Here is a 22638-nt window from a genome sequence, read left to right on the forward strand (position 1 = left end):
AAGGATCAGAATCGCGCAATGGACACGACACAGGACAACAAACTCATCTATGTACTCCTGGCTATCTCATCTGCACTGGGGCTGATCCTTATCTTCATCGGATTTGCCGAGCCGGTTGCGGATCCTGGAGGCACTAACCACCCGAGTATAGCCAGCATGAAAATCGGCGGGGATGGGGCTGCGCGCATAGCCTTTATCGGCCACTATGGGTTCGCGTTTATATCTCTGGTCTTTCTGATGATCGTTAGCCTGGCCGCTTTTGGTGTGTCCCCCAAAAAGAGGACCCGAGAGTTCTGGATTTATGCAGGCGCAGCGTTTGCGTTCACGATGCTGGTTTCCTGGAAGCTTTTCATGAGTCATCAGGCATTTCTCGAAAGCGGTGAAACCACCTATTCATTCGGGTTCCCTACACCTACTGCCTGGCAGCTATATGGAACCTGGCTGTGCGCTATTCCGTTGGTAGCCATTTACACCTTCGGGTTTAGAAAATTTATTTATACACCGGAGGACGAGGAATCTTTTAACCAGTTACTCAAAAGCAAATCGGAATCCGATTAGTCATCTGTATGGAAGGCTTTAGACAAGAAATTATCGTCGGTGCGGTACTCCTCTACATGGTGTTCTGTATCGTTACCGGAATTTGGGCAATGCGCCGCACTCACAATGCGTCCGATTTTTTCATAGCGGGACGTGGCCTGGGACCCATCGTATTAGCACTGGCTTTATTTTCGAGCACCTTAAGCGGTTTTGGATTCGTGGGCGGTCCCGGACTCGTTTACTCCATCGGAGCCAGTTCGTTCTGGATGGTGGCTGTTTCTTCCACCGGCTATGCATTGGCCTTCTTTTTAGTAGCTAAACGTATTCGCATGATCGCCGAAGTGCGGGATTGTATCTCACTACCGGATGTAGTGGTGGCGCGCTATAAAAGCCAAACAGTACAACTGCTCATAGCGATCACGATTGTGCTCGGTGTCATGGGTTACCTTGCAACACAAATACTAGCCATGGCCGTGGTCATGCAGGCGATTCTTTCCGGCACTGAAATGTTTGCCAGCATTGGACTGGTAACCTGCGTAATCGTTTCATCCGCGGTACTCATTTTCTATTGTGTCTCGGGTGGAATTATCGCTTCGGTTTACACCGACCTGGTTCAAGGCTCCATTATGATCGTAGCCGGGACTTTGATCCTATTCACTGCCATGTCGGTATTTGACGGAGGCATACAGGAAGCCACCTCCATTATCGTGGCTGATGACCCGGAATCCATGATGCCCTTCGGTGCGGCTGGTATCATCGCCTCCATGGGTTGGTTCTTCGTCTTTGGTCTTGGGATGGCCGGTCAGCCTCACCTGATCACCAAAATGATGATGAATCGAAAAATGGCGGAAAATCGCACCATTTTGCCCATGTCCTTATTTGGTTATATAATGGCGGCCTTGTTATGGGTATCCATCGGAGTCGTCATGCGTGCAGCCGTTATCGATGGAAAGATCTCTCCATTGGCGCTACCGGATGATGCTGCGTCGGCGTTCCTTTCCATATTCACAAACCCCTTGCTGGCGGGTGTGGTTTTTGCAGGCCTGTTTGCTGCCATCATGTCCACCTCCGATGCATTTCTAAATATTGGAACAGCGGCGATCATCCACGACATACCAAAAGCCATTCGCGGAAAAAGTATTCAAAACGAATTGTTCTGGGCTCGAATGGTCACAGCACTCCTCGCAATCGTAGCGGCTGCCTTTGCACTGTATTCACATTACAAAGACGCCACTCTGGTCGCACTACTGGGAGCTTTCGGCTGGGGAACCTTCGCGGCCTCTATATTCCCTGTCGTAGCCATCGGCCTAAACTGGAAAGGGGCCACCGTCAGCGGTGCGGTCGCGGCCATCGTAACGGCTTTGACCATCAACCTTAGTACTCAACTGTTTGGAATAACATTCCCTTATGGCATGAATGGTCAACTGGTAGCCTTCGTAAGTTCGATGATCCTGTTCATGGGTGTATCGCTTTTCACGACCAAGACGAAGCTGGATCCGGACATTGAGCGCATGATGGATATTTGACCTATTGCACGAAGCACGATCCAAGTTACATGCAGAAACAATCCATTCTTATCACTGGCGTTTACGGGCTGGTTGGAAGCTGTATTTATAGACACTTGTCTGCAAAGCCCGATTGGTACGATGTTTATGGATTGGATCGAAACAAAGAAAGATCATCGCGCCTTCACCCAGACGAGTTCACCGAAGTGCCAGAAGACCGTTTTATTTTATCGGACCTGTCGAATGAAGGTGAGCTTAAAAAGCAGTTTAAGGGAATCAATACCATCGTCCATATGGCCGCTGATCCCGACGACCAAGCTGCTTGGGAAAGCACATTAAAAAATAACATAGAAGCCACTCAGCACCTGTTTGAGGCCGCTAAGGCTTCAGGAATTGGACGAGTGATCTATGCGAGTTCCATCCAAGTAAGTTTTGGATATTTCCGTAATATGGAGCCCTATAAGAGCATCTACGAGATGGACTATAAAAACGTCCCGGAATCGTATGATCACATTTCTGTCACAGCTCCTACCTGGCCGGTAAACTTTTATGGCTCAAGCAAGGTTTTTGGAGAGGCACTGGCACGTATGTATAGCAGCACAACAGATCTGTCCTGTATCTGTATCCGGATGGGCGGCATCCACTCTAAGGATCAAGTACCGCAAGCTGTTTTGCCAAACGCGAGCACCAAGAACGACATGGTTCGCCTGGTCGAGTGCTGCCTAAGAGCCCCCGATAGTGTTCAGTTTGAAATTCTCTACGGCCTTTCAAATAGTGATTACCGATGGGTAGACTTAAAGCACTCTGAAGATGCAGTCGGGTACTTACCGGAAGACAGTATACATTTAGAGGCTTAAGGTATTTTTTCTTTGCTGAAGAACTGGGATTCCGATGGCATATCGGAAGGAGTTAACCCTAAGATTCAGATCTACCCCATGAGTAATAAAATAGAACGACGCACTTTCATAAAAAGCGGCGTAGCGGCCAGCCTCGCCCTATCTACAGCGCCCGCCATCCTCCAAGGCAAAGACGATCGAAAGATCAAACTGGGAATCATCGGTATCGGTGGCCGTGGAACGGGTATGCTCAAGACAACCATGCGATTACCCAACGTTAGCGTGACCGCCGTTTGTGATACATTTCCGAGAAACCTGAAAGCGGCACAAGACCTGGTTGAGAAAACGCAAGGGGCAAGGCCCGATGGCTATGCTGACCACGAACTGTCCTATTTGGATCTTTTAGAACGGGATGATCTGGATGGCGTGATTATTTGCACCCCCTGGGAGCTACACATTCCCATGACCATAGCGGCCATGAAGGCGGGTAAATATGCGGCGACAGAGGTAGGACCTGCTTCGTCAGTCGACGAGTGCTGGGAACTCGTCAACACCTATGAGGAAACACGAGTCCCCTGCATGCTTTTGGAAAACTACTGCTATTTTCGATACAACATGGCCGTGCTGAACATGGTGCGCCAGGGTCTCTTTGGAGAATTGATTCATTGCACCTGTGGTTATGGGCACGACCTGCGTGAGCGCATTGTTCTTGGAAAAGGAACAGGACCGACCGCCAAAGGAGAGGGTGATTACCGATCGACTCACAACGAACATCGCAATGGAGAGCTTTATCCGACGCATGGTTTCGGTCCCATAGCTCAATGCCTGAATATCCAACGCGGTAATCGCATTCAACACCTGACATCCACCGCTTCCAAATCGCGAGGACTCAGCCAATGGTCTAAAGACAATCTCGATTCAAGTCACAAGCGGCGAAACATTCATTGGAACCAGGGTGACATCGTAACAACCACGTTGAAATGCTTTAACGGAGAGACCGTGGTCATGACCTTTGATACACGACTGCCCCGCCCCATGAGTTTCATGTATCAGGTTCAAGGAACGGCTGGCATGTGGATGCAAGATGGGGATTCTTCCTCCAAGGAAAAATCAGTGATCTACCTCGATGGCAAAAGCCCGAAGCACCAATGGGAACCCTTTGGACCCTTCCAGGAAAAGTATGAGCACCCTCTCTGGAAAAGTTATTTGCATGAAGCGGAAACAGCCGGTCACGGCGGAACCGATTTTCTCGAGCTGCGCGAATTTGTCGCCTGTATCAGGAATCAATCTTCGCCTCCCATTGACGCTTATGATGCAGCGGCCTGGATGGCCATTGCTCCACTCTCTGAAGCATCGATTTCCACCGGCAGCTCCCCCATGGCTTTCCCCGACTTTACCGACGGCGCCTGGATGACGAACAAACCCATCTTTGGACTCGTCTAATGGTTCGATAAAACACTTTAACTATCTAGAAATGAAAAGAAGAGATTTTGTAAAAACAGCCCTGGCAGTGCCAGTCGCGGGCGTAATACCCAAGTGGTCATGGGCCTCAGATAAAACAGAGGGCATCCTCCCATTTGGCTACAAAGGTGGAAAGAAGATGCTTTATGACAACCGTCAGCGACCACAAGCCGTCTATTTAAACGGTAAGGTATTTATTGGTTACAAAGGCAACTCCGTTGAACGCGTAACAGCCAACAACGGTGATCGCTCCGGGGGTGGTAAAGCGTATACCCTGCTCATCAGCTACGATCCCAAAACGAGAACCTTTTCGGAACCCGTACACTTGGGAAAGCCGACCACCGACCATCACTATTGTCCCATTGTGTGGGCCGATAACGAAGGTCACCTCCATGTGCTTCATGGCTGCCACAGAACGCCTGGCACTCACTTGATTTCCAAGAAACCAGGAGAAATGGGTACGGACGAATCATCGGGTTGGATCAAGGCCCAGGATATTGCTTCCGGCATGTCCTACCCCACCCTGTTTCAAGTGTATGACAACAGCCAGGTGATCTATTATCGAACCGCCGGTCACACCAGTTCCTGGACCTACAGCCTCAGCACAGACAATGGTCGCACCTGGAAGGCACGCGACAAAGATGTCACGGACCTCGACTTGGTATCGCATCCAGATTGGTCCACCTACCACTGTAAAGTAACCAGTGCCGATGGGCGTTTCTTACATGTCATTTTCACCGACTACGATGACAACAAAGCCAAAGAGCCCAGGCGGTTCTATAATCCACGCTACAAGCACGAGGTGAGTAATGAGTGGAAATATAATCTGTCCTATGTGAAAATAAATCTCGAGACCCAAGAGGTGCTTAACGAACGTAATGAAGTACTCGATACACCGGTTGATTATTACACCGCCAAAGAAAAGTGCATGATCTGGGACACCGATTGGCGCGGTGCTGGTGTTCCTCCAGCAGTGATGTTGGATGAAAACAACAATCCGGCGTTACTGCACGTGTTGTCCGAACAGGACATAAGAACACACACTTACTATTATGTAAGAAAAGATGTTACCGGCCGCTGGGTTCAGACACCTATCACTGCATCCAATCACCAATGGAATAGTGGCTATATTCGTAGAGACAAAAAAGGTCACATCCACGCCTATGTAATCGTTGGAGAAGGTTACCTTGATCTTGAAGGGGTTAACAACTCCCACGGCGGAGGAAGGATCGAGCAATGGATTTCAAAAGACAAAGGTTATAGCTGGAGTAAGCATCGAGACATTTCGCCTGATCCTAAAAAGTATGCGGGCATGCGTTACAACAATGTGCAACCCGTACTACGCCCGGACGGTTCTGCAGTAGATGGGATGCTCTTGTTCTACGGTTGGAAGCACGAGCGTGAGCCTGATGGTGTGGCGTTTCTGTTGGACGAGAGCAAGAAAGCATAGAATCGCTACGCTGATAAGCCCGTATTATGAAACGTAATATCCTTAGAGGACTGACTCTACTTCTCTTTATTTCTGCATCGCTCGAAGGAAGCAACTCACCCATCCGGGAACGCCTGATGGGAGCTGCCTATCTAGATAACCAAGCCTATCATCTGCTCGAGGAGATGTCGGATCGCTTTGGTGGACGTATCACAGGATCAGCATCGAACGAACAATCGATGACATTTATTCAAGAAGCTTTGGAGAAAGAAGGGATCAAATCGTGGCAAGAATCCTTTACCTTCCCGGGCTGGGTTCGGGGTAAGGACGAAGCGGTTTTAATTGAGCCTGTGAACCGACCCTTGAGAGCGATTGCACTTGGTTACGTTCAATCCCATCCAAGCTTTTCGGCAGAGGTCACACTCATCGACAAATCGAAGGAGGAAGAAATAACGGCAGAGTTGAAGGGTAAAATCGGGCTGGTCCCTGCGAACGTCAAATTGAGCACCAAGACGATTGATCTCCTGGTGAATGAACGTGGGCTCAAAGGCCTTCTCCTGATCAACCGTAAGAACGGAGGACAACTCCTGGCTCGAACACAGCACCGTGAGGGCAGTCCTTCACCCATACCGGTTTATACAATCACTGAAGAAGAAGGACACTGGCTAAAACGACTCATTAAACGAGGAGAAACTCCAAGCGTTCAATTGACCACGCGATCAGAGACCAAACCAATGCGAACGGCCAACCTGGTAGCCACACTCCCCGGTCAAGTAGAAGAGAAGATCGTCATCGGAGCACACTTCGATTCCTGGGATCTTGGTCAGGGAGCTTTGGACAATGGATTGGGAATTGCCCAGGCCTATGACGTCGCTCGACTCTTGAAAGCCATCCACCCGAATAATCACTACACCCTGGAGTTTGTTTGGTTCAACGCAGAGGAATTTGGCCTGTATGGATCTTATGCCTACATGGAGAAACACAAGAACGATCCAATAAGGGCTATGATCAACATGGACATGGTCGGAGACCCCATCGGGATCAATGCCATGGGATTCGACTCGCTGATTCCTTTCCTCGAAGAATTTTCAAATCAGCTAAACGCGCTCTCCTTCACAAGAGCCATGGACAACAAACCCTGGAATGGAAGCGATCACATGCCTTTCATTATACAAGGCATTCCTTCGATCACGCTCTACGCTCCGATCAATGAAGCATCATCCCGATTCTATCACGACTTTGGTGATACCTTCGATAAAGTGGATGAAACAACCCTTTCAAAATCCATCGCGATCATCAGCCTCTTAGCCTATGAGTTGGCTAATGACGATAAGCTCAACCTACCCCGTCTTACCGAAGAGGAAACCATCGCCCTGCTTCGTAAAGCCAAACTCGAGAACCCATTACGGGAATCTGGATACTGGCCGTTCGCCGATTGATGATTGGCATCTGATTAACTCAAACCACCACCGCACATGAAACAGCTAGCATCACTACTGTATCTACTCTGCTTCGCATCACTACTTCATGCTGAGGAGGAGTTCCAACCTTTGTTCAATGGGAAGAACCTCGATGGCTGGGATGGATCCCCCGCTCATTGGAAAGTGGCGGATGGAATTGTCATCGGGACCAATTCCGGACCAGAGGATTTGAAGCATAACAGCTTCCTCATTTGGCAGGGAGGCACGGTCAAAGACTTTGAGCTACAGGCTACCGTCCGCATTCTCGGTGACAACAATTCGGGTATCCAATACCGTAGTCGCACACTTCCTGAAATCGGCCCCTGGGTCATTTCTGGCTATCAGTGCGACATCCATCCGGCCCTCGAACATACCGGTATGACTTACGAAGAAAAGGGACGTGGTATCTTTGGGCTCAATGGGAAGAAGGTGGCTCTCGACTTAGAAGGTAATCGTTGGCTGACCTCCGAACACGAAGCAGTGAAGGTAGATCTTTCCGAGTGGAATGTATTCACAGTCATCGCTCGCGGAAACCAGATGATTCACAAAGTTAATGGACAGATCACTTCTGAGCTGGTTGATCATCACGAATCAGGCCGATCACTGGAAGGGCTACTCGCGATCCAATTGCATCGTGGGAATCCAAACAGCGTACACATAAAGGATCTTCGGATAAAAACACTGACCGACGGTAAAATCCTCCCACTCGACATGAACACACTTTCCAAGGAAGCCCAACCGATCGACAAACCAAGGACGGTCAATCCGCAAGGTGTTGGTCCCGTGCAAAAAGCAAGGTAATCGCTCAAACTCACTTTCATGAAGAGAGCTGGCTCCAGCCCTTGCCTGGGCCCACAGCTACGACCAATCAAAAGTGGTCTAGATAAACCCAGGATTCACGAAGAAAGCCTACGAAAACGAATCCTATCAAAAGCTCGTTGGAAATGCGTTCCGATATGTGGCGGTAATGGTTAGATCGAAATGGTATCTAAGTAGATGGCACTGCCTAAGTTCTTTAAGAGATATTCATAGGTGGCAATTCCGTAGCCACCCATCCCCCAACTTACCCCGTAGGAATTCTTAAAGATAAACCGGGTATCCTCCAGTCGGCCCGTCTCGCATTTGTACCCGACCAAAGTTACGGCATGAGCGTATCCTTCTCTGGCCGTCTGCTTGGAAAGGAAATGCCCTCGACCCAATTTCCGCCAAGTGGGCCACCCCATCCCAATGACCACCGGTTGCTTCTCGTTTAATATCTTAACGATGTATTCCAAGCTGGTTGAAGGATCACGGGCAGCTACATTGTAAGCGGTGATTTTACCACGTTCACGTGCATTTTGAATGAGCTGCTCGGGGGGAGATTCGATGGCATCCATACCTTTACCGAAGGTATTAGGCATTTCGCTTTGGGTAGGAACCCCATAGCTGCGCACAGCCGATACGACTTCCATAAGTGCAAAACCCGCATCCGCCCCCACGACTTTGTACCCTTTCATTCGAGAGGCCATTTTGTCTAAGCCCAGCGATTTGCGCGTCGCCCAAATTAAATACTCTTCCGAAAGCCGAGCCGCTCTATTGGTATGTCTGGCACTTTGTATTTCCAAAGCACTCACCACTGCAAACACTGCACAACTGGGTCGTAGGCCTTGGCTTTTGGAGATGAGAGACAGCTCTCGTATTCTAGGTCGAAGATCCATCGACTCTTTGAGCTCGATTGGAGCATTAAGCTTTTGAAGCAGATCTGAAGACTCCTTTTCGGAGGAACGCGCTTGCGCAGCTTTCATGAGCCGTTGGCGCTCAGCAATGGCCTGCTCTGACCGTTGCCGCTGCTCTTGAAGATAGTTAGCCGACTCCTCCGGATCAAAATTAAATGCCTTCTGTAAGTCTGGTGAAAGCTTGGACAGTGGAACTTTGGTAATACCCTTGGAATGAAATATGGTAATCGCATCCGGCGTGACCGCATTCACACGGACTTTGTAGTAGGTATTTTTACCCACCGTCAGTTTGTCGAATCCTGAAGGCCCAGCGTTTTCAGATTCAGAGGAAGAACTTGAGAGCACGGACAGTCCCAAACTCAGCAATATTACCAAGGTTTGGAGGAGGAATCGTTGGGAAATTCTTAAATGCATGACGACTGCAGCTTAATAGTCCCACAACACGCATCAGAATAATGACAGGGGGACGACCCAAACAGCCGCCTGAGACAAAAGTTATAAAACCTTTTATAAGCTACAAGCTGTTAGCTTGATCTAAACCCGCGTAGTTACTGGACTTTCCGAGCTTCTCAGAAACCTTCCAACAAACCACCCTTAACAAAAAACTCTGGGTGCTCGCCGGCAATGCGCGCTCGGAGTTCAGGACGATTTTTAATAACTCGACCTAATTTGGCTACCTTGGCGGGATCTGAAAGGCCTCCGATCTCCGCACTTTTCGGCATGATTTGACTATCCCAAGACGCTAACTCGTCTGGTTTAACACCCGAGATGCCCACGCCGTTATTATAAGCACTGGGAGCAAAACCGCCCACGATGTCCACATTAAGATGGGCTTTGATCTGCTTCTCCCAACCTCCGGCCCAGAGGCAGGCATTGATGAGAAAGCGTCGCCCATCTTCGCTGAGCAAATCTTCGGAAGCTCCATAGGAGGCATAGACGACCCGGGCATTCTTTTTGGCACCGGAAGGAGCCACATAAAAACCTCGAGTCCAACCGGCATTCACGATGGGTTTTTCCGTATTGATATCGTCACTTGCGTGAAAGGTGTTGAGGACCTGCACTTCCAAGAGCGGGGTTGCGTCTGCTGGAGGCGGTGATTTGTAGGCACCCGAGTATGCATGGATACTTTTCACTCCGGTATTGATGGGATGTCCCTTTGCACTAGCGACCGGTGTTATCCGACAACCCATGACATGATTAGATCCGTAATGTGACTGCCCACGTTCCTTGTGCCAGGTAATGCCGAGTATCTGTTCACCCAAGCCGCCCATGTAGTCATCACCCGTATAATTGAAATTCAATTTCTCCCACTTGCCTTCTTGTCCATTAAAGCAATGGGTTGAAGTACGCACTCCAACCACTGGACCCCCGCGTTCAAAGTAATCAACCAGATGATCTACTTGCTCGTCTGGTAAATCCATAAAACGGGAATAGAAAAAGAGCATATCCGCATCCTTCAATGCTTCCGTTCCTGGCATATTCTTACCGCCACCTTGGATCGCACCATTTTCATCGAGTCCAAAAATAACCGTGCATTTAAAGCCATAGCGTTTGGCCAAAATCTTGGCGAGCGCAGGACAGGTTTCCTCCGAACGGTATTCGTGATCGTTAGCGATGAAGACAATGTGTTTTCCTTTTCCGAATCCTTCGGTGCCTTCGTAAACGAGTGGCTTAGATAATAGCGGGGCTGTAATCCCGATCAAGGTCGCAAGAATCAGAAAGGGTTTCATTAATTTCATAGCTTTTGGGGCAGGAAATAAATTCTCAATATTAGAGAGCCTTAAACGCTCTTCAAAACCATCAAACTGAAAGGAGATGTGAGCGATGTAAAGTCACCAATTTGAATGGACATCAAACTAAAGTCGCCGGTTCCAGCTACGAGGCACAAATCTCACCTAATCCCCTGCGGCCAAGGGACGTGCGCCAGCAACGGTCGTTCTTAAAACAACTCGCCGTTGTCCAGAATAGTCATTGATAGCGGCATGCATAAGACAGGTATTCGCCCACATGGTGAGTGTATTGGGTGCCCATCGTAGTCTGCAGGCATACTCTACTTTCTGGGCGTGCGTTATAAGATAATCGATAATCGGTTTGCTCTCTGCCTCCGTCATGCCGACGAAACGGCAAAGCGCACGACTTATATACAAGTGCTTTCGACCCGTATTTGGATGGCGACACACCAGCGGATGCGCGGTCTCAATATCATCAACCTTCTGCCCACTTTCTTTCACAGAAAAGGCAGTGGCGTGAGACGCATTGAGTGCGAAAACTCCTTTTCCACTGTGAACTCCGACCAAATTATGGATGAGATCGCGCATCGCGTCCGATAATCCTTCATAAGCAGCTGATAAACTCGCAAACATTGTATCTCCTCCGACGGGAGGTATTTCTTCGCCATAAAGTATGGTTGTACCTGGTGGAATTTCCATCCAAGCCAGATCCATATGCAAATCTTCACCGACCACCGGACCACGGTCTTCTGCCTCGCGAGTAAACCGAACCAAATCATCGAAACCTTCGAGTGGGACATGAACCGGATTTCCACTGAATGGACCAAACCTTCGAGCCAGTTTATGGAAACTATTGGGATCTAGCTTTTGATCTCGTATGGCTAATACGTGATAGTGGTCGAGCGCTTGTTGCACTTGGGCAATCTCCTCGTCACTGGCATGGCTCAGATCGGTGTCCAGAATCTCTGCCCCCAGACTGCCTGTCAGAGGTCGTATGTTAAAAGAGGTAAACTCGGGGATGGTATTGGGTTCGCTTGTCACAATTCTATCTTTCCGTTTTGGAGGATGAAGACCATTTCTGGTAGAGGAAATAAACGGGAATGCCCAATGCGATAAACAACAGCCCAATCCGCGACTCAAGGGGTTTGTTGAGGTAAATCTGAATCATGAACCAGATATAAACGCTGAGGAAGATGACTGGAGTCACGGGATATCCCCAAGACCTATAGGGCCGAGCAAGATCTGGTTGTTTAAATCGGAGGACAATCACAGCAAAAACAGCCAGACTAACAAACCCTCCAAGAGAAAAAATAATAAAATTGGTCAACAGTTCAAAGATCGAAGAATCCTGGAGGCTTCCAACAATGAGTTGCATCACGGGCGAAGCGATCTCTTCCACTGAAACATCCCTGACGAGGTGCTGACCAAGCGGCACGAGGAATACCAGGCCGATGGCCATCAAAGCGGTCACTAGAATCGCAGGAACCGGAGTTTGATACTCGGGGTGCACACGTCCCAGTGTCCGGAAGAACACCCCATCTCGGCCCATGGCAAAGGTCACGCGCGGAGCGATGAGCAAATTGGTATTTATCGCGCCAAAGGTGCTGCACATGATCACAGCAGACATAGCTGCCATCCCTGCAGGCCCGACCAACTTGAGCAGCATTTGCTCGGCAACGTGATTTCCAGCGGAGGCCATTTCTTCCATGGAAAGCACTCCATGGTAGGCGAAATTCGCAGCCAGATAGAGGGCTATAAGAATACCGATTCCAGCAAACAGAGAAATGGGGAGATTGCGCTGAGGGGATTTTATTTCTTCAGCCAACGGAACGACACCATTCCAACCGTTATAGGCCCACATGACGGCAAGTAACACCACACCTACCTGAGCAGATAGGGAGATTTGTCTCGGCTCAATAATGGTCCCATAATTGGAGACTTGGATGCTCTGCTCAACGAAGGGAATAAGTATGAACGGAATGGCTGCCACCAGTCCAAGAAAAAGGGCTTTGACAACCGTAACTGCCAGTTGCAAACGCCCACCCCAAAGCACGCCCATGATGTTTACCCAGGAAAGCAGAATAATAACCAAGGTTGCCAACATCGCTTGTTGAAACCCCGATAACTGCCACCCCATCGAAAGTCCGAGTGAGCCGGTGAACGCAATCGAAAGAGCGCCGATACTCGCTGGTTTGGCGAATAAAAACTCATTCCACCCGGCAAGGAAAGCCACCTTACGCCCATAGGCTTCACGGATGTAAACATACATACCTCCTGCTTTGGGTAACATCGCCGCCAACTCAGCTAGACAGAGTGCTCCGAGAATACAAAGCACTCCGCCAAACACCCATACCGAAATGATTAATCCAAAGTTACCTGACTCGGCTGCAATGTTACCTGGTTTCAGAAAAATGCCCGAGCCGATCACATTGCCCACCACAACCGCGATCGCAATTCGAGGACCGAGTGCCCGGCGTAGAGTAGGTCCTTTCTCTTTTGACGAAACAGGGGACTGGGGTTCGTCGCTCGTAGTGTTTTCCATAGCTATAGTTTCAAACAGCATGCGGATCTCCTGACCAAAGGTCAAAAGCTATAGACGTCCGATGGGGATCCTTGACTCTCCTATTCACCTCCCCTAATCCGTAATAACACTCGCCCGATAAATCAGTCCTACAAAACGCGTTCGCATGTTACCGATTCTAGATATCTCTCTATTTCTAAAAGACCCCTTCGGCAAAGAAGGACAGGCATTCTGTAAATCACTGATCGATACCAGCCGGAGCTCTGGGTTCTTCTTTTTGTCCGGTCATCAAATTCCTGAAGAAAAAAGTGAGCAACTACTGTCCGCATCCAAGCGGTTCTTCAAATTGCCAGAGGAAGAACGACGCGAAATAGCGATTGTAAATTCACCCCACTTTCGGGGCTATACCATTTTAGGGGACGAGCGAACCAACGGACAAAGTGACTGGCGAGATCAGATAGACATCGGTCCTGAAGAAGCTGCCATTTCCTTACAAGAAAATGACCCGATCTGGCTACACCTCAAAGGCCCCAACCAATGGCCAAGATCCATGCCCGAGATGCGCACTACGGTTACCGATTGGATGAGTTCAATGGAATCCGTTGCGATGGAATTGTTTCGGGCCCTGGCGATGGGACTAGGCAAAGACTATCACTATTTTGACGATACCATGTCGCCGGATCCCTATTCCCGCATGAAGATCTCTCGCTACCCTGGACAAGCACCAGGACCGGATTCCTCACAAGGTCTTGGGCTGCACCATGACTCTGGGCTGTTTACTTTTATCCTGCAAAATAAAGTCATTGGCTTGCAGGTTCTGCGAGATGGAGAACTACACGATGTCACCCCAGTCCCGGGCACGTTCATCGTGAATCTGGGAGAAATGTTCCAGGCGGCGACCAATGGGTTTTTAAAAGCAACCAAGCACCAGGTGAAAAGCCCGCCATTAGGTCAGGAAAGAATATCCATCGCATATTTTATGAACCCTCGCCTGGATGCTGTGTTCAATCCCATTTCCCTTCCCGATGAGTTCGATTCATTGGCGACGGGCGGACACCATGACAATGCGGGTGATCCGATCCATTCACTTTATGGTGAGAATATCATGAAGATCAGGATGCGTTCCCATCCAGATGTAGTCGCCGCCCATTACCAAAAGGACAGCTAGCGATTACGGTTTTCTTCTAAGGGTTTGATGAAACTGAAACCTGCCAAGTATCGTCGGTCTCCTCAGAGCTAACCGTCCAATTACCAGGTTCAGGAAAGCTGACACGGATAGAGTAATTGTTTCCTCCAGTATAATAGCCCGGCACCGTAAACTGCTGCCCATTCGGCCCTACGCAACGGGCCCGAGGGAGCCGATCGAAGGGATTGGTGCCATTATCTGCCAATTCCATTTGGAATTTAGTGACAGCAAATTGCCCCGTAGACGTCTGAGCGGCCAGCGATGCCAGCAGACGGCAGCAAGGACTCACGCTGGGAAAATTATATTAACGAAGCAGTGACTCCACGCTTTCCGGAAGGGCTCACCCTCCTGGAGGGAACCGGTCAGTGGCGTATCAAAGAAGGACAGACGCCTCGACGCAACCGAACACGTATCCTGATTTTGATTCACAAGGACACAGAGGAGAATTCCAGGAAAGTAGATGAGATCCGAACCCTGTGGAAAGAGATCAGCGGACAACAATCTGTTCTTCGCGTCAGCCAGCCTGCAGCGGTATCCTTCTAGGATTCATCCGTGCTGCTGAATAATCTCAAGGAAGTGCGGCAGAATGGTATCTGCTTTGGCAGGGCCAATACCTTTGATCTCCATGGCTTCTTCAGGAGTAGCTGGCTTGAGAGCTGCCAGTTTCTTTAACACCAGATTGGGGAAAATAGTGTAAGCTGGCACGTTGCCGCGTTGTCGGCGAAGCTCGTTGCGTTTAGAAACGAGGGCTTTGAACAGATCTTCTTCGTAATCGATATCCTCGGATTTACTGGCAGCCAGGTCCTCCAACTTTACTTCGGGCCAGGCGAGCTCAGTGAATTCCTCACCAAACATCACCCCGCTGCCAAATTCCGTAATCTGAACCATTGGATACTCCCCATCGGTTGTTTCGATTAATCCTTGCTGAGCCATCGCATCGAAAAGATCAGAAACAAAATCGGATGTATGCGCTTTCAGGATACCCCAAGTAGGCAGTTGATCGAGGCCGGCCTGGAGAATTGATTTGGCCTTACTCCCCAGCAGGCACTTGATGATCCGATCGCGACCAAACTTTGCTTCCCACTCATGCTTGCTCAGGCGGTGGGACATTCGGGCGATACCACTCAGGGCTTTTTGAACGATGATGCTCTCGTTCTCATCGAGCGCACGGGCCGGAGAATCAATGGCTGCCATGCAAGCATCGCAACGGCCACAAGGCTGACTATGCTGCTCACCAAAATAACGAAGGATCCATTGCTCACGACAATTCTGAGCATAGGCCCATTGAATCACTTTTTTGAGTTTGTTCTCATCTCGCTTCTTTTTGACTGCGAGAGCTTCCGCATCAAGGACCAAGTCCTTGGGCTTGAGGTCCGGTTGCAATAGCCGAGTGCCTCGTACCCGACTCCCAGGTACATCGAAGCGTTCAATAATCCCCTGCCTACGTAACACACCTATGGCCGCACTCACTGACATGCCGTTTGTTTTCTTACCCAGTCGATAGACGAGCTCATCCATGGGCATGTAGAGCTCGTAGTTGTCGGGTGCCTCTGAATGCAAATGGGCATAAGTGCTTTGAATGAGCTTTGCGTCCGGATTACTTCCCTCGATAAAGAAGTCCTGCACGCGTTTGTCAGCATACATGAATTGCAGTTCACAAAACCCGGGTTTCCCATCGCGTCCTGCCCGGCCGGCCTCCTGGTAAAAGGCTTCAATGCTGCCCGGCATCTCATAATGACAAACAAAGCGAATATCCGCACGGTCGATACCCATACCAAATGCGTTGGTCGCAACCGCCACCGAACTTTCCCCGGAAATAAACCGATCCTGAGCAGCACTGCGTTCAGAATCGCTTAGACCACCGTGGTAAATGACATGGTCCTGATCGTCTTCCTTCATCCAACCCGATACCTCTTCGACACTCTTGCGAGTAGCACAGTAGACGATTCCGGTCTTGTGCAGTTCAATCAAGCAACGGATTCGCGCGTATTTCTTCAGCTTGGTTTTTGGCTTACGAATAGTGAAAGTCAGGTTGGGTCGCGAAAACCCAGACACAAAGGACCTGGGTGATTTCAATCGCAGGTTATTCTGAATATCCTCACGAACTTCTGGAGTAGCAGTAGCGGTAAATGCAGCACACAACGGCTGCCCCAAATATTGAAGCGCTTCTCCCAAACGCAGGTAGTCAGGTCGGAAGTCATGTCCCCATTGGGAAATACAATGCGCCTCATCCACGGCAACCAATGAGATATCAATCCCTCTCAAGGAATCGGTGAATACTCTCGACCGAAAACGCTCCGGGGCAATGTAGAGCAGTTTGAGCTCACCCTCCTTCAATGATGCCAGAATCGCCTGCTGTTCCGCCCACGATTGAGAGCTATTGATCATGGCGGCAGAAATGCCTTTAGCTTTCAGAGCATCTACCTGATCCTTCATCAATGCGATCAAAGGAGAGATGACCAGCGTCACTCCCGGCAACAAAAGAGCCGGCAATTGGTAGCAAAGACTCTTGCCCCCTCCGGTTGGCATAATCACCTGAGTATCCCGCTTCTCCAGAATTGATTCGATGACCTCCTCCTGTGGATAGCGAAAGCTTTCCAGGCCAAAGTGTTCTTTAAGAGCGTCCTGAGGAGACATGATCATACGTTCATCAAACCATTCTTACTCTGAGATGCAAGTTCGTATCCCTTCTTTACCCAGGTGATACGTTTCCTTGCCAAAGGATAATCCAAGCCATCACAGTATGAGGATTAACGAATGGAAGAAACCCTAGAAAGAAATCTCGGAGATCAGCCGATTGCCCAAAAGATGGAGGAGCACGGCCTGACAAATCATGATTTGGTGAACGCTTCCACTGAGCAGATAACACACAAGATGGTGGCAAAGGCTTGCAAGGGCCGAAGACTAACGAAGAATGTGCAAAACAAAGTCGTTCGCTCCATGAATTTGGCAAGTGGGCAAAACTACAAGAAACAGGATTTATTCAATTACTAAGCAGATGTCGTTCATGAATCGCTTCAAACTACCCATTTTCCTATTTTTAATCATTAGCCTGTTGGCTCCAATGCTTTCGGTGGAAGCCCAAAACCGTTGGTCACGTCGGGTCAAAGAGATCTATTACCCGAGCGCCGCAGACAACTCGCAACAACCCGCATTGGTCTATGCCGCCAAAAAATCGGAAAGCAAACGCCCGCTCCTCGTTGCCCTCCATACGTGGTCCAATGATTTTCTCCAAGAAGGGGGTCAGCCACTCTTTGGCGAATGGTGCAGGCAAAACGACTGGTTTCTTATTCACCCCAATTTCCGGGGAAAGAATCGTACACCCAAGGCCCTCGGATCAGACTTGGCTGTGGGAGATATCGTAAGTGCGGTCGAGTACATGGTAAAAACCTACAATGTGGATGAGGATCGTATTTATCTAACCGGCACTTCAGGAGGCGGACATATGTCCCTGCTCATGGCAGGGCGTCATCCGGAAATCTGGGCGGGAGTATCTGCCTGGTGCCCGATCACGAACATCCAAACCTGGTGGGAGCAGAAATCGGTCGACAAGAAAAACAAGCGTTACGCGACAGAGATTGAGAAAGCTCTCGGAGGCCGCCCTGGCATTGATGAAGAGGCCACTGAGCAAGGTCGCTATCGCTCTCCCCTAACATATCTGTCCCGAGCAGGCGGCGTGAACCTGGATATCAATCACGGCATCGATGACGGGCGTAAAGGCAGCGTACCATTTACGCACTCTTTGCTCGCTTTCAATCGGGTGGTTTCAGGTAAACATGCCATTAGCGAAGAAGACATCGATTCATTTTACGCGACGCAAACGCCTCCCGCCGATGGATCGGGAGATCTTAAAGATCCTGCTTATGGAAACCGCCGCCCACTCTATCGAAAGATTGGCGACAACACCCGCATCACGATCTTCAAAGGGGGACATGAAATCGTCCATGAAGCCTCTCTCAATTGGCTGCGCCTCCAACGTAAGGGACAAGCTCCCGTCTGGAAGGTCAATGAAATCATCAAAATCGATTAAACGGTTATGGACCCAAAACTAGCCGCTCAAATCGTAATGGTCTTCGGAGCAGTCATAGGATTGCTCTGCCTTTACGGGCTAGTCTTTCCCAAACAATTGATCGGATGGGTCACCGATTTCTGGAAAAACAAAGCGAGCTTCATCATAGCTATCCTCATTCGTCTGTTTCTGGGAGTGACTCTCATTTTTGCAGCATCGGCAACCCAATATGAGTCGATCTTCAAGCTCCTGGGTTATATCATGATAGTCGCTGCCGTAGTTATAGCTGCCCTCGGCAAAGCAAAGATTAGCATCATGATCTTGTGGGTAAAAACCTGGCCGCTCCTTTGGGTGAGAGCATGGCTGCTTTTTGGCCTGCTCTTCGCAGGACTCTTAATCGTCGGCACTCGGTAGCAAGTCTTTCACTGAGTAAACGATGCTTCGTTGGCAACAACAACGGACGGCAGAGCGGGACGCTCTTGCCCTACCCCTTTAATTTCAAAAGGTAGCGCGACCTTGCCGAGGGCGCCGCTTCAAAAACTCTCGGACACCGCAATAGAGTGAGGCCCTACTTGTTTCCACAAGCCGCATCTGCACACCGCAGACCGTCTAAGGCAGCCGACACAATACCACCCGCATAGCCGGCGCCTTCACCGCACGGATATAGCCTCTTGAGTTCAACATGTTCGCAGCTAGCTTTATCTCGCGGAATACGAACGGGTGAGCTGGTTCGAGTCTCAAACCCGATTAGATTAGACTCGTCCGTAATATAGCCTGGCTTGGATTTTCCAAATTGAACGAGCCCACGCTGCATACGGTCGGCAATAAAGGCAGGTAACAATTCCTGCAATGGAGCGGATACAATTCCAGGACGGTAGCTCGTTTCAGGAAGTTCGTCTGACAGGCGACCTTTCAAAAAGTCTGTCACACGTTGAGCCGGAGCCTGTTGTTTGCCTCCACCCGTTTTTGAGGCTAGCACTTCTAGTTCCTTTTGAAATGCGACTCCCGCTAAGGCGCCAAACTCTGACTGTAATGCCGCCGTATCCGCAGGCTCAACCGTGACGACCAATCCACTGTTAGCAAAGGGAGAGTCACGACGGGCCAAGGACATACCATTGACCACCACTTCATCGTTTTCAGTAGCAGCTGGCACGATGAATCCTCCCGGACACATGCAAAAGGAATGGACCCCACGACCATCGATCTTGGTGGCCAGTTGATAGCGGGCCGCCGGCAAGATGCGGGGTCTTTCCACCTTTCGGTCAAAGTGGTATTGAATGCTATCGATGAGAGGCTGCGGGTGTTCGATGCGCACGCCCACCGCAAAGGGTGCTTGCTCGATGGCTACCTGGTCCTCTTGCAGGAGTTTAAATATATCCCGAGCGCTGTGACCGGTAGCCAAGATGACTCCCGCCCCAAGAAACTCCTTCCCATCGGCAGAACGAACTCCGAGCAGGGTTTGCATATCCGGAGATCGGATGAATCCAATCACCCGTGTTCCAAAGTGAACTTCACCACCAGCGTTGAGGATGGAATGACGCATCGCCATGACTACCTTGGGTAGCAAATTGGATCCTATGTGCGGATGCGCATCAGTGAGAATATTGTAAGGTGCACCGTGCGCGACCAAACTCTCATAGACATGACGAACCGGCCCACGCTTGGTGGCCCGGGTATAGAGTTTTCCATCAGAAAAGGTACCTGCCCCACCCTCACCAAAGCAATAATTCGAATCCTCAATCACGCGCCCTTCACGGAGTAATGGGGCTAAGTCAAAGCGGCGACTCGAGGCATCTTTTCCACGCTCAAGAATGATCGGTTTGAAACCGAGCTCAATGCACCTCAAAGCGGCAAACATCCCTGCTGGTCCACATCCGACAATGATGATTCGTTTGGCCTCACTGCCAATAGCTGAGTAAGAAGGGGTAAGCTCAGGGTCTGCAGGCAACTCGCCATCCAGAGAGACCTCCAACCGAAGCTGAATCTTTATCTGTTTCTGACGGGCATCGATCGAATGCTTTCGCAAACGGATATCGACAATCTCATCCGGCAACACCGCAAGCTTTTCAGCTGAAGCCTTACGCCATTCGACTTCGTCTTCCGATCGCTCAAGAGGAAGAACGATGTCGAGTATGTGGAAGCTGTGGTCAGATGGATTCATCTAATAAGAAGCATTTCATTTAAAATGTAGGAGCTGCTTTAGCTGCGAACCTGGGAGCGCCGAGCACCAGCTTGGCTTTTTATAAATCGCAGCTGAAGCAGCTCCTACAAATTAAAGCCGTGAGGCTACCCAGTCAGCCGCCGTGGGCTCGCCTTCCAGATATCCGAGAGACTCTAAAAACGTATCCATAGCCGAAAACGTGGCTGTTATAATTTCCTTAGTCGGAGAGTCATCTCTATCCCAGTTGAAGAACCCATGCCCTTTATCCGAAAACACCTGAAGTTCACTGCGGATTCCCAGTTCCTGCATACGCCGCTGGTACTCCTCCGCGGTTGGCACGGGCACCAGGTCGTCGCTGTCACCAAAGAACACCAAGGCAGGCGGGTGATCCTTATCAATATTGTGCATGGGGGAGAAGTAGGTCCAGTAGTCCTTCACTCGATCGTACCCATAATCACCCGGGCCGTTGGCGTACACTGGATTAAAGAGTACTAAAGCATTCGGAAAGGGATCCACATCCAAATTTCGTCCTGAATCAAATCGATCAATCGTTGCGGTAGCAGCAGCCACATGGCCTCCAGCCGATCCCCCTCCGGCTGCAATGCGATCAGGATCGATACCCAGCTTGTTTGCATTTTCCCGAACATAACGCATAGCCGCCCGGCCATCTTCAACGCAATGATACGGCAGAGCACCATGGCTATTCTTCGTCCTGTAATCCGGGCAGATGACCACCATACCTCGGGAAGCCAAATAGCTGGCCTGAGCATAAAAATGACGAGCGTCACCTCCATTCCAAGCACCTCCGAAAAAGAAAACCATAGCAGGGGAACTTGCGTTTTTTTTGTGTCCCCCTGGGTAAAATATATGGAGCTTCAATTCAGTGACCTTTCCAGGTACATTCTTGTAAACCATCATTTCATCGGGAACGATCCCTCCACTTCGATCAGTATTACCGGATTGGGCCTGAACGAGCCATGGAAGTATACAAAGCAGAGTGAGTAGTCTTAGGGTTTGATTCATGCTACCGTTATTAAGTTTCGCCACCACAAACAAGGCGAGCACATTTGCGAGGCTTGCGGAACAAGCTCTTTTCACTTCCATAGCTGATAATGCCGCTTATCCACAACTCCACCTATCGTGCACCTTGGTTTTTTCGATCAGCACATCTGCAAACGATTTATCCATCTGTAATCCGGCAAGTTCCCTTGATAACGAAGGAGAGGGAGCGCATCGATACCCCGGATGGTGACTTCTTGGATTTGGATTGGTACCGATGCCACACATCCCGGAAGTTGGTTATTCTGACGCACGGACTGGAAGGAAGCTCACACCGAGCGTATATACAAGGCATGGCCCGGACCTTCAGCAATGCTGGTTGGAACACCTTCGCCTGGAACTTTCGTGGCTGCAGCGGAGAAATGAATCGTAAGCCACAGTCTTATCATAGCGGTGCTACAGAGGAGCTGCAGACCATACTCGATCATGTATTCAACATGGATGAGTTCACAGAGATCTCACTGATTGGATTCAGCTTGGGAGGCAATGTGACGCTCAAGTATTTAGGTGAGCGTGCCCAGGAAGTGGATACGCGCATTAAAAGTGCAGTCACTTTTTCAGTACCTTGCGACTTACAAAGCAGTTCTTATCGCCTCGAGCGCGCAGAAAACCGTCTCTACATGGAGCGCTTCATGCTCACCCTGCGAAAAAAGATCAGGCTAAAGATGAGACGTTTCCCAGGGAAAATTGAGGATAGAGGACTGAAGGAGATGAGGACCTTTAGGGAATTTGATAACGAATACACAGCTCCTCTTCATGGATTCAAGGACGCTGTGGACTATTGGACGCAATCCAGCAGCAAACCCTACCTGCCTAGCATACGCATTCCTACCCTGCTCATCAACGCCGCCGACGATACCTTTCTTCCGCAAGATTGCTATCCCACCAAGGCCGCACGAGAGAGCAAATTCTTCCACCTTGAGATTCCCTCTCATGGAGGACATGTCGGTTTCGTCACCTTCAGTCGAAGCAGAACCTATTGGTCAGAACGCCGCGCACTGGAATTTGTCGAGTGGAAGAAGTGATAGT

At 49.7% G+C, this 22638-nt stretch carries 21 protein-coding genes; 13 read left to right on the forward strand and 8 right to left on the reverse strand.

Annotation, left to right across the window (positions count from 1 at the left end; genetic code table 11):
• Positions 1-18: 18 nt before the first annotated feature.
• From GA003_14340 to GA003_14370, 7 genes are all read left to right on the forward strand, one after another.
• Positions 19-558: a hypothetical protein gene (locus GA003_14340; protein ID QXD27193.1), complete on the forward strand. Its 540-nt coding sequence runs from the start codon at positions 19-21 to the stop codon at positions 556-558.
• 8 nt (positions 559-566) lie between these two features.
• Positions 567-2063 (forward strand): hypothetical protein, encoded by a 1497-nt coding sequence (locus GA003_14345; GenBank protein ID QXD27194.1) that lies wholly within the window; start codon positions 567-569, stop codon positions 2061-2063.
• A gap of 29 nt (positions 2064-2092) precedes the next feature.
• Entirely contained in the window at positions 2093-2899 is an 807-nt protein-coding gene (locus tag GA003_14350; protein ID QXD27195.1) for an NAD(P)-dependent oxidoreductase, read from the forward strand.
• Between the two features lie 78 nt (positions 2900-2977).
• On the forward strand, positions 2978-4321 hold the full coding sequence (locus tag GA003_14355; protein ID QXD27196.1) for a Gfo/Idh/MocA family oxidoreductase: 1344 nt from the start codon (positions 2978-2980) through the stop codon (positions 4319-4321).
• A gap of 31 nt (positions 4322-4352) precedes the next feature.
• A complete protein-coding gene (locus tag GA003_14360; GenBank protein ID QXD27197.1) occupies positions 4353-5789 on the forward strand; it encodes a BNR-4 repeat-containing protein in 1437 nt (478 codons plus the stop codon).
• Between the two features lie 26 nt (positions 5790-5815).
• Positions 5816-7207: a M28 family peptidase gene (locus GA003_14365; protein ID QXD27198.1), complete on the forward strand. Its 1392-nt coding sequence runs from the start codon at positions 5816-5818 to the stop codon at positions 7205-7207.
• Positions 7208-7243: 36 nt separating this feature from the next.
• The gene (locus tag GA003_14370) at positions 7244-8029 is read left to right on the forward strand and encodes a DUF1080 domain-containing protein (protein QXD27199.1); all 786 of its coding nucleotides are present in this window, start codon (positions 7244-7246) and stop codon (positions 8027-8029) included.
• 170 nt (positions 8030-8199) lie between these two features.
• Here GA003_14370 and GA003_14375 read toward each other — a convergent pair whose 3' ends face one another.
• From GA003_14375 to GA003_14390, 4 genes are all read right to left on the reverse strand, one after another.
• On the reverse strand, positions 8200-9357 hold the full coding sequence (locus GA003_14375) for a C1 family peptidase (protein ID QXD27200.1): 1158 nt from the start codon (positions 9355-9357) through the stop codon (positions 8200-8202).
• A gap of 155 nt (positions 9358-9512) precedes the next feature.
• Positions 9513-10673: a hypothetical protein gene (locus GA003_14380; protein QXD27201.1), complete on the reverse strand. Its 1161-nt coding sequence runs from the start codon at positions 10671-10673 to the stop codon at positions 9513-9515.
• A 165-nt stretch (positions 10674-10838) separates the two neighbouring features.
• Positions 10839-11714: a TauD/TfdA family dioxygenase gene (locus GA003_14385; protein ID QXD27202.1), complete on the reverse strand. Its 876-nt coding sequence runs from the start codon at positions 11712-11714 to the stop codon at positions 10839-10841.
• A 4-nt stretch (positions 11715-11718) separates the two neighbouring features.
• Entirely contained in the window at positions 11719-13215 is a 1497-nt protein-coding gene (locus GA003_14390) for an amino acid permease (GenBank protein ID QXD27203.1), read from the reverse strand.
• 145 nt (positions 13216-13360) lie between these two features.
• Between GA003_14390 and GA003_14395 the strand changes: the two genes are divergently transcribed.
• The gene (locus tag GA003_14395; protein QXD27204.1) at positions 13361-14362 is read left to right on the forward strand and encodes an isopenicillin N synthase family oxygenase; all 1002 of its coding nucleotides are present in this window, start codon (positions 13361-13363) and stop codon (positions 14360-14362) included.
• A 16-nt stretch (positions 14363-14378) separates the two neighbouring features.
• Here GA003_14395 and GA003_14400 read toward each other — a convergent pair whose 3' ends face one another.
• Entirely contained in the window at positions 14379-14591 is a 213-nt protein-coding gene (locus GA003_14400) for a DUF5060 domain-containing protein (GenBank protein ID QXD27205.1), read from the reverse strand.
• A gap of 50 nt (positions 14592-14641) precedes the next feature.
• Here GA003_14400 and GA003_14405 point away from each other — a divergent pair, with 50 nt between their 5' ends.
• Positions 14642-14923, forward strand: a complete 282-nt coding sequence (locus GA003_14405; protein QXD27206.1) for a DUF3574 domain-containing protein — start codon at positions 14642-14644, stop codon at positions 14921-14923.
• A gap of 3 nt (positions 14924-14926) precedes the next feature.
• On the opposite strand, the gene GA003_14410 is transcribed toward GA003_14405, so the two are convergent.
• A complete protein-coding gene (locus tag GA003_14410; GenBank protein QXD27207.1) occupies positions 14927-17023 on the reverse strand; it encodes an ATP-dependent DNA helicase in 2097 nt (698 codons plus the stop codon).
• Positions 17024-17137: 114 nt separating this feature from the next.
• Here GA003_14410 and GA003_14415 point away from each other — a divergent pair, with 114 nt between their 5' ends.
• From GA003_14415 to GA003_14425, 3 genes are read left to right on the forward strand one after another with little or no spacing between them, the layout of a single operon-like run.
• Positions 17138-17374 carry a hypothetical protein gene (locus GA003_14415; protein QXD27208.1) on the forward strand — a complete coding sequence of 79 codons (237 nt, stop codon included), beginning with the start codon at positions 17138-17140 and terminating at the stop codon, positions 17372-17374.
• 13 nt (positions 17375-17387) lie between these two features.
• Positions 17388-18410, forward strand: coding sequence for a S9 family peptidase (locus GA003_14420; GenBank protein QXD27209.1), 1023 nt, complete (start codon positions 17388-17390; stop codon positions 18408-18410).
• 6 nt (positions 18411-18416) lie between these two features.
• Positions 18417-18803 (forward strand): hypothetical protein, encoded by a 387-nt coding sequence (locus GA003_14425; protein QXD27210.1) that lies wholly within the window; start codon positions 18417-18419, stop codon positions 18801-18803.
• A gap of 154 nt (positions 18804-18957) precedes the next feature.
• Here the strand turns inward: GA003_14425 and GA003_14430 are convergent, their stop codons facing one another.
• Both GA003_14430 and GA003_14435 read right to left on the reverse strand, forming a co-directional pair.
• A complete protein-coding gene (locus GA003_14430) occupies positions 18958-20550 on the reverse strand; it encodes an FAD-binding protein (protein QXD27211.1) in 1593 nt (530 codons plus the stop codon).
• Between the two features lie 111 nt (positions 20551-20661).
• Positions 20662-21573 carry an alpha/beta hydrolase gene (locus GA003_14435; protein QXD27212.1) on the reverse strand — a complete coding sequence of 304 codons (912 nt, stop codon included), beginning with the start codon at positions 21571-21573 and terminating at the stop codon, positions 20662-20664.
• Positions 21574-21662: 89 nt separating this feature from the next.
• Here GA003_14435 and GA003_14440 point away from each other — a divergent pair, with 89 nt between their 5' ends.
• Positions 21663-22634 (forward strand): alpha/beta fold hydrolase, encoded by a 972-nt coding sequence (locus GA003_14440; GenBank protein ID QXD27213.1) that lies wholly within the window; start codon positions 21663-21665, stop codon positions 22632-22634.
• Positions 22635-22638 lie beyond the last annotated feature (4 nt).

The organism is Opitutia bacterium ISCC 52, from assembly GCA_014529675.2.
Classification (GTDB): Bacteria; Verrucomicrobiota; Verrucomicrobiia; order Opitutales; family UBA2995; genus UBA2995.

Excerpts from the sequence above, each read along its gene's own strand:
- GA003_14380 (QXD27201.1), bottom strand. The coding sequence starts at position 10,673 with ATGAAACCCTTTCTGATTCTTGCGACCTTGATCGGGATTACAGCCCCG.
- GA003_14405 (QXD27206.1), top strand. The coding sequence starts at position 14,642 with ATGCCAGCAGACGGCAGCAAGGACTCACGCTGGGAAAATTATATTAAC.
- GA003_14430 (QXD27211.1), bottom strand. The coding sequence starts at position 20,550 with ATGAATCCATCTGACCACAGCTTCCACATACTCGACATCGTTCTTCCT.
- GA003_14395 (QXD27204.1), top strand. The coding sequence starts at position 13,361 with ATGTTACCGATTCTAGATATCTCTCTATTTCTAAAAGACCCCTTCGGC.
- GA003_14365 (QXD27198.1), top strand. The coding sequence starts at position 5,816 with ATGAAACGTAATATCCTTAGAGGACTGACTCTACTTCTCTTTATTTCT.
- GA003_14410 (QXD27207.1), bottom strand. The coding sequence starts at position 17,023 with ATGATCATGTCTCCTCAGGACGCTCTTAAAGAACACTTTGGCCTGGAA.
- GA003_14440 (QXD27213.1), top strand. The coding sequence starts at position 21,663 with ATGCCGCTTATCCACAACTCCACCTATCGTGCACCTTGGTTTTTTCGA.
- GA003_14415 (QXD27208.1), top strand. The coding sequence starts at position 17,138 with ATGGAAGAAACCCTAGAAAGAAATCTCGGAGATCAGCCGATTGCCCAA.
- GA003_14370 (QXD27199.1), top strand. The coding sequence starts at position 7,244 with ATGAAACAGCTAGCATCACTACTGTATCTACTCTGCTTCGCATCACTA.
- GA003_14340 (QXD27193.1), top strand. The coding sequence starts at position 19 with ATGGACACGACACAGGACAACAAACTCATCTATGTACTCCTGGCTATC.
- GA003_14425 (QXD27210.1), top strand. The coding sequence starts at position 18,417 with ATGGACCCAAAACTAGCCGCTCAAATCGTAATGGTCTTCGGAGCAGTC.
- GA003_14345 (QXD27194.1), top strand. The coding sequence starts at position 567 with ATGGAAGGCTTTAGACAAGAAATTATCGTCGGTGCGGTACTCCTCTAC.
- GA003_14350 (QXD27195.1), top strand. The coding sequence starts at position 2,093 with ATGCAGAAACAATCCATTCTTATCACTGGCGTTTACGGGCTGGTTGGA.
- GA003_14355 (QXD27196.1), top strand. The coding sequence starts at position 2,978 with ATGAGTAATAAAATAGAACGACGCACTTTCATAAAAAGCGGCGTAGCG.
- GA003_14375 (QXD27200.1), bottom strand. The coding sequence starts at position 9,357 with ATGCATTTAAGAATTTCCCAACGATTCCTCCTCCAAACCTTGGTAATA.
- GA003_14420 (QXD27209.1), top strand. The coding sequence starts at position 17,388 with ATGAATCGCTTCAAACTACCCATTTTCCTATTTTTAATCATTAGCCTG.
- GA003_14360 (QXD27197.1), top strand. The coding sequence starts at position 4,353 with ATGAAAAGAAGAGATTTTGTAAAAACAGCCCTGGCAGTGCCAGTCGCG.
- GA003_14435 (QXD27212.1), bottom strand. The coding sequence starts at position 21,573 with ATGAATCAAACCCTAAGACTACTCACTCTGCTTTGTATACTTCCATGG.
- GA003_14390 (QXD27203.1), bottom strand. The coding sequence starts at position 13,215 with ATGGAAAACACTACGAGCGACGAACCCCAGTCCCCTGTTTCGTCAAAA.
- GA003_14400 (QXD27205.1), bottom strand. The coding sequence starts at position 14,591 with ATGGAATTGGCAGATAATGGCACCAATCCCTTCGATCGGCTCCCTCGG.